Origin of the sequence: Neisseria dentiae, from assembly GCF_024580525.1 — a bacterium.
GTDB lineage: Bacteria > Pseudomonadota > Gammaproteobacteria > Burkholderiales > Neisseriaceae > Neisseria > Neisseria dentiae_A.
In genome coordinates, this window is the sequence record NZ_JANIKQ010000007.1 from 76,223 (window position 1) to 87,533 (window position 11,311).

General features: G+C 55.8%; 9 protein-coding genes. 7 read left to right on the forward strand and 2 right to left on the reverse strand.

Annotation, left to right across the window (positions count from 1 at the left end; translation table 11 throughout):
• The first annotated feature begins 42 nt into the window (after positions 1–42).
• The 7 genes from ispC (at position 43) to lpxA (ending at position 8,287) form a co-directional block, all read left to right on the forward strand.
• The gene (gene ispC / locus NQ012_RS06030; protein ID WP_257066706.1) at positions 43–1,230 is read left to right on the forward strand and encodes a 1-deoxy-D-xylulose-5-phosphate reductoisomerase; all 1,188 of its coding nucleotides are present in this window, start codon (positions 43–45) and stop codon (positions 1,228–1,230) included.
• A 184-nt stretch (positions 1,231–1,414) separates the two neighbouring features.
• Complete coding sequence (gene rseP, locus NQ012_RS06035; protein WP_257066707.1) at positions 1,415–2,758, forward strand: RIP metalloprotease RseP; 1,344 nt, start codon at positions 1,415–1,417, stop codon at positions 2,756–2,758.
• A gap of 4 nt (positions 2,759–2,762) precedes the next feature.
• Positions 2,763–5,162, forward strand: a complete 2,400-nt coding sequence (bamA, locus tag NQ012_RS06040) for an outer membrane protein assembly factor BamA (protein ID WP_257066708.1) — start codon at positions 2,763–2,765, stop codon at positions 5,160–5,162.
• A 74-nt stretch (positions 5,163–5,236) separates the two neighbouring features.
• Positions 5,237–5,746 carry an OmpH family outer membrane protein gene (locus NQ012_RS06045; RefSeq protein ID WP_257066709.1) on the forward strand — a complete coding sequence of 170 codons (510 nt, stop codon included), beginning with the start codon at positions 5,237–5,239 and terminating at the stop codon, positions 5,744–5,746.
• Positions 5,747–5,929: 183 nt separating this feature from the next.
• On the forward strand, positions 5,930–6,985 hold the full coding sequence (lpxD, locus tag NQ012_RS06050) for a UDP-3-O-(3-hydroxymyristoyl)glucosamine N-acyltransferase (RefSeq protein ID WP_257066710.1): 1,056 nt from the start codon (positions 5,930–5,932) through the stop codon (positions 6,983–6,985).
• 2 nt (positions 6,986–6,987) lie between these two features.
• Positions 6,988–7,443, forward strand: a complete 456-nt coding sequence (gene fabZ / locus NQ012_RS06055; RefSeq protein WP_257066711.1) for a 3-hydroxyacyl-ACP dehydratase FabZ — start codon at positions 6,988–6,990, stop codon at positions 7,441–7,443.
• A 67-nt stretch (positions 7,444–7,510) separates the two neighbouring features.
• The gene (lpxA, locus tag NQ012_RS06060; RefSeq protein WP_257066712.1) at positions 7,511–8,287 is read left to right on the forward strand and encodes an acyl-ACP--UDP-N-acetylglucosamine O-acyltransferase; all 777 of its coding nucleotides are present in this window, start codon (positions 7,511–7,513) and stop codon (positions 8,285–8,287) included.
• A gap of 245 nt (positions 8,288–8,532) precedes the next feature.
• Here the strand turns inward: lpxA and NQ012_RS06065 are convergent, their stop codons facing one another.
• Both NQ012_RS06065 and NQ012_RS06070 read right to left on the reverse strand, forming a co-directional pair.
• Complete coding sequence (locus NQ012_RS06065) at positions 8,533–10,014, reverse strand: aldehyde dehydrogenase family protein (protein WP_257066713.1); 1,482 nt, start codon at positions 10,012–10,014, stop codon at positions 8,533–8,535.
• Between the two features lie 292 nt (positions 10,015–10,306).
• The gene (locus NQ012_RS06070) at positions 10,307–11,296 is read right to left on the reverse strand and encodes an extracellular solute-binding protein (protein ID WP_373566642.1); all 990 of its coding nucleotides are present in this window, start codon (positions 11,294–11,296) and stop codon (positions 10,307–10,309) included.
• Positions 11,297–11,311 lie beyond the last annotated feature (15 nt).

Here is an 11,311-nt window from a genome sequence, read left to right on the forward strand (position 1 = left end):
CGCATCGTGTTTTCAGACGGCCTGAATCAAAAGAACCAAACCATGACACAACAAGTCTTAACTATTTTGGGCAGCACCGGCAGCATAGGCGAAAGCACGCTCGACGTGGTGTCGCGCCACCCCGAAAAATTCCATATTTTCGCGCTGGCCGGGCACAAACAGGTGCAGAAGCTGGCCGCGCAGTGCGAACGATTCAACCCGCAGTTTGCCGTGGTGGCCGATGCCGAACACGCCGCCGCGCTGGAGCAGTTGCTGGAATCCGCCCGCTGCCGCACCGAAGTGCTCTACGGCGCGCAAGCCCTGATTGACGTGGCCAGTGCGGGCGAGGTTGGCGGCGTGATGGCGGCCATTGTGGGTGCAGCCGGGCTGCCTTCCGCGCTGGCGGCCGCTGCCGCAGGCAAAACCGTTTATCTGGCCAATAAAGAAACGCTGGTGGTGTCGGGGGCGCTGTTTATGGAAACCGCCCGAGCAAGCGGCGCGAAAATTTTGCCGGTGGACAGCGAACACAACGCCATTTACCAAGTGTTGCCGCAGGATTATTCAGGCCGTCTGAACGCGCACGGCATCGAGTCGATTATCCTCACCGCTTCGGGTGGGCCGTTTCTCGATACAGATTTGGCCGCATTCGACCGCATCACGCCCGCGCAGGCGGTCAAACACCCCAATTGGGCGATGGGGCAGAAAATTTCGGTGGATTCCGCCACCATGATGAACAAGGGTTTGGAGCTTATCGAAGCGCACTGGCTGTTTAACTGCCCGCCCGAAAAGCTCGAAGTGGTGGTGCACCCGCAAAGCGTTATCCACAGCATGGTGCGCTACCGCGACGGCTCGGTGCTGGCGCAGATGGGCAACCCTGATATGCGCACGCCGATTGCTTATTGCCTGGGCTTGCCCGAACGCATCGAATCGGGCGTGGGCGCGCTGGATTTCGGTGCCTTGTCGGCCTTAACCTTCCGCAAACCCGATTTCGCACGCTTTCCCTGCCTGAAACTGGCTTACGACGCCATGCACGCGGGCGGCGGCGCACCATGCGTGTTGAACGCTGCCAACGAAGAAGCCGTGGCCGCCTTTCTGGCAGGCAAAATCCGCTTTACCGACATCGCCCGCGTGGTGTCGCACTGTTTGGAACAAGGTTTTTCAGACGGCCTCAACGATGTCGGAAGCCTGCTGGCGCAAGATGCGCAAACACGCGCGCAAGCACAAAACGGTATTGCTGCGTTGGCGCGGTAGAGAGGTCGTCTGACAGCCATCGGCGGCGGCCGATGTTTAAAGTTCTGTAACCATTGTGCAAACCCGCTTGTAATAAGCCGTACAGACTGCTGTAAAATCAAAATCTTTTCAGACGGCCCGATAAAACGGCAGGCCGTCTGAAAACACTGTTTCAAACGAAAGAAAACAAAACTTTGGGGAACCCATGTTAACTACCGTTGCGGCCTTTACCGTCGCCATCTTGATTTTGGTCAGCCTGCACGAATTCGGCCACTATATCGTGGCGCGCTGGTGCGGCGTGAAGGTGCTGCGCTTTTCGGTGGGCTTCGGCAAGCCGTTTCTGAAGAAAAAGCGCGGCGACACCGAATGGTGTTTGGCGCCGATACCGCTGGGCGGCTATGTGAAAATGGTCGATACCCGTGAAGGCAACGTGGCCGAAGCCGACCTGCCTTACGCTTTCGACAAACAGCACCCCGCCAAGCGCATCGCCATCGTGGCGGCCGGCCCGCTCACCAATCTGGTGCTGGCCGTGTTGTTGTTCGGGCTGAGCTTTTCGATGGGCATTACCGAGCTGCGCCCGTATGTGGGCACGGTGGAGCCGGCCAGCATCGCCGCCCGCGCAGGCTTTGTGCCCGGCGACAAAATCGTGTCGGTTAACGGCGTGGCCGTAAACGACTGGTCCGCCGCCCGTAACGAAATCGTGCTTAATCTCGAATCGGCTAAGGTAAACGTGGCCGTAGAAACCCAAAGCGGCCAAAACGCCGTGCGCACCATCGACATTGCCGGCACACCGGATGCCGAGCAGGTGATCAAACAGCAGGGCCACATCGGCCTGTTGCCGTTTAAAATCACCAATACGTTGGGCGAAGTGCTGCCGGGCAGCCCCGCCGCCGCCGCCGGGTTGAAAAAAGGCGATACGCTGCTGGCCGCCGACGGCAGGCAGCTGCATTATTGGTCGGACTGGTCGGCGCTATTCCGCCAAAGCCCCGGTAAAAGCCTGACCATACAATACCTGCGTGACGGCCAAACCTTAGAAACCCGTTTGCGCCCTGATTCGGAAGAGTTGCCCGACCGCACTTTGATCGGCAGGGCGGGCGTTGCCCCGCAGAGCGATCAGGCGTGGATGGAGAAAATCCGCCACGAATACACCCCCACCGTGCCGCAAGCGTTTGAGATGGGCTGGCAGAAAACCGTGGATTATTCGGTGATGATGGTGAAATTTTTCGGTAAGCTGTTGACCGGACAGGCATCTTTGAGCCATATTTCCGGCCCGATAACCATTGCCGACGTGGCGGGCAAAACCGCTTCATACGGCCTGCAAAGCTATGTGGAATTTCTCGCGCTGGTCAGTATCAGCTTAGGAATCATGAATTTATTGCCCATTCCGGTTTTGGACGGCGGGCATTTGGTGTATTATGCCGCCGAATGGATACGCGGAAAACCGCTGAGCGAGCGCATCCAGGCCATCGGCCTGCGCTTCGGCCTTGCCGTCATGCTGATGCTGATGATGGTGGCCTTCTTTAACGATATAACCCGTTTGTTTGGATAATGTTATGAAATTGAAACAGATTGCTGCAACCTTGATGTTAATCGGCCTCTCGCCGCTGGCTATGGCCGACTTTACCATTCAGGATATCCGCGTAGAAGGCCTCCAACGCACCGAGCCGAGCACGGTGTTCAACTATCTGCCGGTGAAAATCGGCGACACGTTCACCGATGCCAAGAGCGAAGAAATCATCAAAAACCTGTATGCCACAGGCTTTTTCGACGATGTGCGCGTAGAAACACTGGGTAACCAGGTGCTGCTCACCGTGGTGGAGCGGCCGACCATCAGCAGCGTCAACATCACCGGCGCGAAAATGCTGCAAAACGAAGCCATCAAGAAAAACTTCGATGCTTTCGGCCTGATGCAGTCGCAGCCGTTCAACCAAGCCAAACTCAACGAAGCACTGGCCGGTTTGAAGCAGGAATACATCACCCGCGGCAAGCAGTCGGTGCAGATCACCCCCACCGTTACCAAGCTGGCGCGTAACCGTGTGGCCATCGACGTGAAAATCGACGAAGGCGCCACCACCAAAATCGCCGACATCGAATTTGAAGGCAACGAACAATATTCCGACCGCAAACTGCGCCGCCAGATGTCGCTGAGCGAAACCGGCGCGCTGAGCTGGCTCACCCGCAACAACCGTTTCAACGAGCAGAAATTTGCTCAGGATATGGAAAAAGTAACCGACTTCTACCAAAACAACGGTTACTTCGAAGCCCGCGTACTCGATACCTATATCCAAACCAACGAAGACAAAACCCGCCAAACCATTCATGTGAAAGTGCATGAAGGCCCGCGCTACCGCTGGGGCAAAGTGCAGATCGAAGGCGACACCCGCGAAGTGCCGAAAGAAGATCTGTATAAAATGCTGAAGATGAAAGAAGGCAAACGTTACGAGCGTCAGAAAATGGTCGACAGCCTGCAAGCCATGCAAACGGCCATGGGCAGCGCCGGTTATGCCTTCAGCGAAATCAACGTGCAGCCCGTGCCCAATCCCGAAACCGGTGTGGTGGATTTCGTGCTCACGGTTGATCCCGGCCGCAAAATTTATGTAAACGAAATCAATATTTCCGGCAACAACAAAACCCGCGACGAAGTGGTGCGCCGCGAACTGCGCCAAATGGAAGCCGCACCTTACGATGTTTCCAAGTTGCAGCGTTCCAAAGAGCGTGTGGAATTGTTGGGCTATTTCGATGATGTGCAGTTTGAAGCCAAACCCGTAGAAGGCACGCCCGACCAGGTGGATTTGGATATGTCGGTTAAAGAACGTTCCACCGGCTCGCTTGATTTGAGCGCAGGCTGGGTGCAGGGTACCGGTTTGGTAATGTCGATGGGCGTGGCGCAGGACAACCTGTTCGGTACGGGCAAATCCGCTTCCGCGCGTATTTCGCGCAGTAAAACCACTAAAAACGCTTCATTATCGTTTACGGAGCCTTACTTCACACCCGACGGTGTGAGCTTGGGCTACGATATCTACGGCAAGGAATATGATCCGCGCAAATCTTCTTCCAGTTCGCAGCAATATAAAACCACCACATTGGGTACAGGTATCCGTATGGGGGTGCCGGTAACCGAGTACGACCGCGTGAATTTCGGGTTGGGTGCGGAGCATATGACCGTACGCACCTTTGACGGTGCGCCTAAACGCTACCGGGACTTCATCAATGAGCACGGGGAAGGTACCGACGGTATCGGTAAGTTTAAAGGATGGGTTTATAAAGGTTCTATCGGCTGGGGCCGCAATAAAACCGACAATGCTTTGTGGCCGACCCGCGGTTATTTAACCAACGTCAACGGTGAAATCGGCCTGCCAGGCAGCAAACTGCAATATTACACGTTAACCCACAACCAAACTTGGTTCTTCCCGCTCAGCAAAGACTTTACGCTGATGCTCGGCGGCGAAGTGGGCTACGGCAACGGTTACGGCAAAACCAAAGAAATGCCGTTCTTTGAAAACTTCTACGGCGGCGGTTTGGGTTCGGTGCGCGGCTTTGAAAGCGGCACGCTCGGCCCGAAAGTGTATGACCGCTACGGCGACGTAATCAGCTACGGCGGCAACAAAAAAGCCAACGTCAGCGCCGAACTGCTGTTCCCGATGCCCGGTATCAAAGATTCCCGCACCGTGCGCTTGAGCCTGTTTGCCGACGCGGGCAGCGTGTGGGACGGCAAAACCTATAACGACGGCAGCAGCGATACCCATTACACCAGCGGCGCCACTCAAAATGTTTATGGTGTTGGAGCCACCCACAAATCCACCTTTAAAGAAGAGTTGCGTTATTCCGCCGGTGCGGCGGTAACCTGGCTGTCGCCCTTGGGGCCGATGAAATTCAGCTATGCTTATCCGATTAAGAAAAAGCAGGGTGATGAAATCCAACGCTTCCAGTTCCAACTGGGCACCACGTTCTAAAACGTGAAGGCATCTTGCCCGTTTGGCGCAAGATGCCGCCTTTTCAGCTTAGGGGATAAGCAGAAGGACTTTATATGAACCGGACATCACATTGGGCGCGTTGGTGCGCCGCTGCCGTATTGGGCCTGTGCCTGATGGGCGATGCCGCCGCCGAGGGCGTGCAGAAAATCGGCTTTATCAATGCCGAGCGGCTGTATCAGGAATCGAGACAGGCGCAGGGTATTCAGAAAACGTTGGAAAAAGAATTCAGCGGCAAACATAAAGCGTTGCAAAAAATCCAACAGGAAGGCGCGGATTTGGAGAAAAAACTTGCTTCGGGCAAACTTACCGAAGCCGAGCGCGAAACCACCGTGCGCCAGCTCGGCGAGCTGGTGCAGAAATTCCGTCTGCAACAAGAAAAACTGGCCGAAGAATACAACTTGCGCCGCAACGAAGAGTTTGCCGCTTTGCAGCAAAACGCCAACCGCGTGATTATCGATTTGGCCAAAAAAGAAGGTTACGACCTGATTTTGAAAGACGTAATCTATGTGAACAGCAAATACGATATTACCGACCGCGTTATCAAAGCCATGAACGCCCGTTAACGTTTTCAGACGGCCTGTCTTCCACAACGCTGCCTGATGTGCTTAAGGCGCGATATCTGTTACCCGCATAAACAGGCCGCGTGCCTGCCCGAAAGGGCGTAAACGCACAACGCAGCAAGAGGCCGTCTGAAAACAGTTTCGCCGGGATTCCGGCCTTCTTAACCGCAAAGGCACTCCCTTTAAATGGACACCGTTTCTTATACCTTGTCGCAAATTACCGCCGAATTGGGCGGGGAATGGCGCGGCAGCGACGTTTCGATCAGCGCGGTAAAACCGCTGGCGGATGCGTCTGCCGCGCACATCAGTTTTCTGGCCAACCCCAAATATAAAGCCGACGTTACCGCAAGCGCGGCGGGCGCGGTGATCGTGTCGCCCAAAACAGCCGATGAGTTTGCCGGCCGCAACCTGATTGTGGCGCAAGACCCTTATCTTTATTTTGCCAAAGTGGCGCGGTTGTTTTCGCCGGTTGAAAAAGCCAGCGGCCTCATCCACCCGACCGCCGTTATCGAAGAAAGCGCCACCGTTCCCGCCGGATGCGAAATCGGCGCACACGCCTATATCGGCGCCGATACCGTGCTCGGCGCAGGCTGCCGCATTCTGGCCGGAGCGGTGGTCGAACACAACTGCAAACTGGGCGACGAAGTCGTTATCCACCCCAACGCCGTGGTTTATCACGGCTGCACGCTGGGCCACCGCGTGGAAATCCATTCCGGCGCGGTTATCGGTGCCGACGGCTTCGGCTTGGCGTTTGCGGGTGATTCGTGGTTTAAGATTCCGCAAACCGGCGGCGTGACGCTGGGCGACGACGTGGAAATCGGCTCCAACAGCAATATCGACCGCGGCGCGATGAGCGACACGGTGGTGGGCAACGGCACCAAAATCGACAACCAAGTGCAAATCGGCCACAACTGCAAAATCGGTTCGCACACCGTGATTGCCGCCAAAACCGGTATTTCCGGCAGCGTAACCGTCGGCAGCTACTGCATTATCGGCGGCGGCGTCGGCACGGTGGGCCACATCGAAATCGCCGACAAAACCACCATCGGCGGCGGCAGCAGCATCACCCACAGCATCAAAGAAAGCGGCCAGTACATTGCCGGCCCGTATCCGATGCAAACCCATAAAGAATGGGCGCGCAACGCCGTCCATATCCGCCACCTGAGCGAAATGAACCAACGCATCAAGCAGCTTGAAAAAGCCTTACCGTTATTGCAATCCGCAGAAAATAATAAGGAATAACCATGGAAATCAATCTCCCCATCGAAGCCAAAGACATCCACAAACTGATTCCCCACCGCTATCCGTTTCTGATGCTCGACCGCATCACCGCGTTCGAGAGCATGAAAAGCCTCACTGCGATTAAAAACGTTACCATGAACGAGCCGCAGTTTCAGGGGCACTTCCCCGACCTGCCCGTGATGCCCGGCGTGCTGATTATCGAAGCGATGGCGCAGGCCTGCGGCACGCTGGCGATTCTGAGCGAAGGCAGCCGCAAAGACGACGAATTCTTCTTCTTCGCCGGCATCGACGACGCCCGTTTCAAACGCCAAGTGATTCCGGGCGACCAGCTCGTGTTTGAAGTGGAGCTGATTACCAACAAACGCGGCATCGGCAAATTCAACGCCGTGGCCAAAGTTGAAGGACAGGTTGCCGTTGAAGCCGTGATTATGTGCGCCAAACGCGTAGTCGATAAGTAACTCCGCAGAGGCCGTCTGAAACCCGGCAAATGGTTTTCAGACGGCCTGCCAACAAAGGAAAGCCTCAATGAGCTTAATCCACCCCACCGCCGTCATCGATCCCAAGGCCGAGTTGGATTCCAGCGTTAAAGTCGGCGCCTACACCATTATCGGTGCGAATGTGCAGATCGGCGCAGGCACCGAGATCGGGCCGCACGCCGTAATCGAAGGCCACACCACCATCGGCGAAAACAACAAAATCTTCCAGTTTGCCAGCCTCGGCGCCCAGCCGCAGGATAAAAAATGGCGCGGCGAACCCACCCGCCTGATTATCGGCCACGGCAACACCATCCGCGAATTCACCACCTTCAACACCGGTACCGTTACCGGCATCGGCGAAACCCGCGTCGGCGACGACAACTGGATTATGGCCTATGTGCATCTGGCGCATGACTGCGTAATCGGCAGCCACACCATCTTCGCCAACAACGCCTCGCTGGCCGGGCACGTTACCATCGGCGATTATGTGGTGTTGGGCGGCTACACGCTGGTGTTCCAGTTCTGCCAAATCGGCGATTACGCCATGACCGCCTTCGCCGCCGGCGTGCATAAAGATGTGCCGCCCTATGTGATGGCTTCGGGTTACCGCGCCGAGCCGGCCGGCCTCAACAGCGAAGGCATGCGCCGCAACGGTTTTTCGCCCGAACAAATCGCCCGCGTGAAAGACGTGTATAAAATCCTCTACCGCCAAGGCTTGGGTTTGGAGGAAGCCAAGGCCGAAGTGTTGAAAATGGCCGAAACCGCCCCCGAGCTGGCGGTGTTTAAAAACTTTTTCGACACCTCTTCGCGCGGGATTATCCGCTGACAAAAGAGGGGATAAAGGCTTCAGGCCGTCTGAAAATATTGTTCAGACGGCCTTTGCTGTTTCCGCTGGTCAAAAGCGGCATGAGACCTTTGCAAAACTCATTGAGGCCGTCTGAAATGTTAGATTTCGTCATTATCGGGCTTGACCCGATAATCCAGCATTTGCATTAGAGCTGAAAAATGCCGTCTGAAAACGGTTTCAGACGGCATGGTTTCAGACATGCGCTTCAGGCATGAAGGTTAGGTTTAATACATACCTTCGCGCTCTTCGCGGGTGCTGATATAGATGTTTTTCACCTGGGTATAGGCTGCCAGCATCATTTTGTGGGTTTCGCGGCCGATGCCGGAGGTTTTATAGCCGCCGAACGGTGCGCCTGCGGGCAGACGGTTGTAGCAGTTTACCCAAACGCGGCCGGTTTCCAGTGCACGCGATACGCGCAGGCAGCGGTTGATGTCTTTGCTCCAAACCGCGCCGCCCAAGCCGTATTCGGATTCGTTGGCCATTTTCACCACTTCTTCCTCGGTTTTGAACTTGATTACGGTGGCCACCGGGCCGAAGATTTCTTCTTGCGACACGCGTGCATCGTTGCTGTCGGCGGCAATCAGCGTGGGTTCGACAAACTCGCCTTTGGCCAAATCGCCTTCCACTTTCTTGCCGCCGGTGATGATGCGGCAGCCTTCCTGTTCGCCGATTTTCACATAGCTCAGAATGGTTTCCACTTGGTTGGCGTTAACCTGCGCACCCATTTGGGTGTCGTCTTCCCACGGCAGGCCGACTTTCACTTTTTTAAATTCTTCGGCAAGGGCGGCAACGAATTTATCGTAAATGCCTTCCTGCACGAAAATACGCGAACCGGCGCAGCACACTTGGCCTTGGTTGAACAAAATGCCTTTTTGCGCGCCTTCGAGAGCTTTGTCGAAAGGCATGTCGTCGAAGAAGATGTTGGCCGATTTGCCGCCCAATTCGAGTGTGGCGGGAATCAGCATTTCGGCGGCGGCGATGCCGATGCGGCGGCCCACGGCGGTGGAGCCGGTGAACGCCAGTTTGTTGAAGCCTTTATGGTGCAGCATATATTCGCCCGATTTCGAGCCTTTGCCGGTGATGATGTTCAGCACGCCTTTGGGCAGCAGATGGTTCACTTTTTGGGCAAACGAGAGCAGGCTCAGCGAAGTGCTCGAAGAGGGGTGGATAACGATGGTGCAGCCTGCCGCCAGCGCGGGGGCGATTTTCCAGGCGGCCATCAGGAAGGGGAAGTTCCACGGGATAATCTGGCCGACCACGCCGATAGGCTCGCGCAACACGATAGACAAATCTTCTTCGTCGAGCTGGTTGCAGGTGCCTTCTTCGCCGCGGATCACGCTGGCGAAATAGCGGAAGTGGTCGGAAGCCAGCGGAATGTCGGCGGCGCGTGTTTCGCGGATGGGTTTGCCGTTATCCAGCGTTTCTTGCAGGGCGAACAGTTCGGCGTTTTCGTCGATAACGTCGGCGATTTTGTTGAGAAGGGCGGCACGTTCGGCGGCGGTGGTTTTGCGCCAGGTTTTGAACGCTTCCTGTGCGGCGGCCACGGCGGCGTCAACGTCTTCGTTGCTGGCGTCGATAAACTTGGCCAAAGCCTCGCCGTTGGCGGGGTTATATGAAACGATGGTTTCGCCTTTGCTGCCTTTGGTCCACTCGCCGTTAATCAGCAGGCCGTATTCTTGGTCAAACACGTTCAGGTTTTTTGCCATAATATTTCTCCTAAGTTTTGAGGGTAAGTCCGGGGTGTGTTGGCATCCGACACTCTGAATAGTGGATTAAATCCACTATCAGGCTCAAGGCTCAGAATAGTAGCTTTCGTTGCCGGATTCAAGCGCTTCGGCGGGTAAACATTTTGCAACAATTTTTTATAAGTTATTAATATTAAACGATTTATTATAAATACCGGCAGTGTGGGCAAAAGGTAAAACCGAGTAAAAGGCCGTCTGAAAATATTTTCAGACGGCCTTTATCCGGCGGTTAAAACGCTTGGGAAAACCGGCGTTATTTGTAACCGGCCTGCTTCATCAGCATCACGGCTTTTTTCTGGTTGCTGCCGGCCACCGACACGTTAATCACGTCTTGCTTGAATTTGCCCCACTTGGCCACTTTCGGGTCGGGGTTCACTTTCGGGTTGGCGGGGTATTCGTGGTTCAGGTCGGCAAACAGGTTTTGCGCTTCGCTGCCGCTCAACCATTCGATGAATTTCTGCGCTTGGGCGGCTTTTTTGGTGTGTTTGGTAACGCCTGCGCCCGAAACGTTAACGTGGGTGCCTTTGCCTTGCTGGTCGGCGAAGAAGATGCCGATGGGCAGGTTGGGTTTCTTATCCATCAGGCGGCCGTAGTAATAGGTGTTGGCGATGCCCACGTCGCAGCGGCCCGAGCCGATGGCTTCCAAAAGGGCGGTGTCATCGGGGAAAGGTTGCGTAGCGAGGTTGGCCACCCAGCCTTTAACGGTTTGCATGGTTTTGGCTTGGCCTTGGTTGGCCAGCATGGTGCCTACCAAAGATTGGTTATACACATTGTTTGAGGTGCGCAAACACAGGCGGCCTTTCCATTTGGGGTCGGCCAGCGCGGCGTAGGTGGAAAGCTCGGCCGGTTTGACTTTGGCGGTGTTGTAGAAAATGGTGCGGGCGCGCACCGACAGGCCGAACCATTGGTTTTTCGGGTCGCGCAGGTGGGCGGGGATATTGCCTTTGAGCGTGGCCGACTGAATCGGGCGCAGCAAGCCCATTTGGGTAGCCTGCCACAGGTTGCCGCCGTCAACGGTGATCAGCACGTCGGCGGGGCTGTTGCTGCCCTCGGCCTTGAGTTTTTCCATCAGGGGGCCGGCTTTGTCGTTAACCAGCTTCACGGTTACGCCGGTTTTCTTCTGATAGGCTTCGACCACGGGGCGCAACAGGTTGTCGGCGCGCGAAGAATATACCACCAGCTCTTCGGCAAACGCCGGTGCGGCGGCAAACAGCGCCACAGAAACAGCAAGTACCTTTTTCATCATGATTTCTCTTCC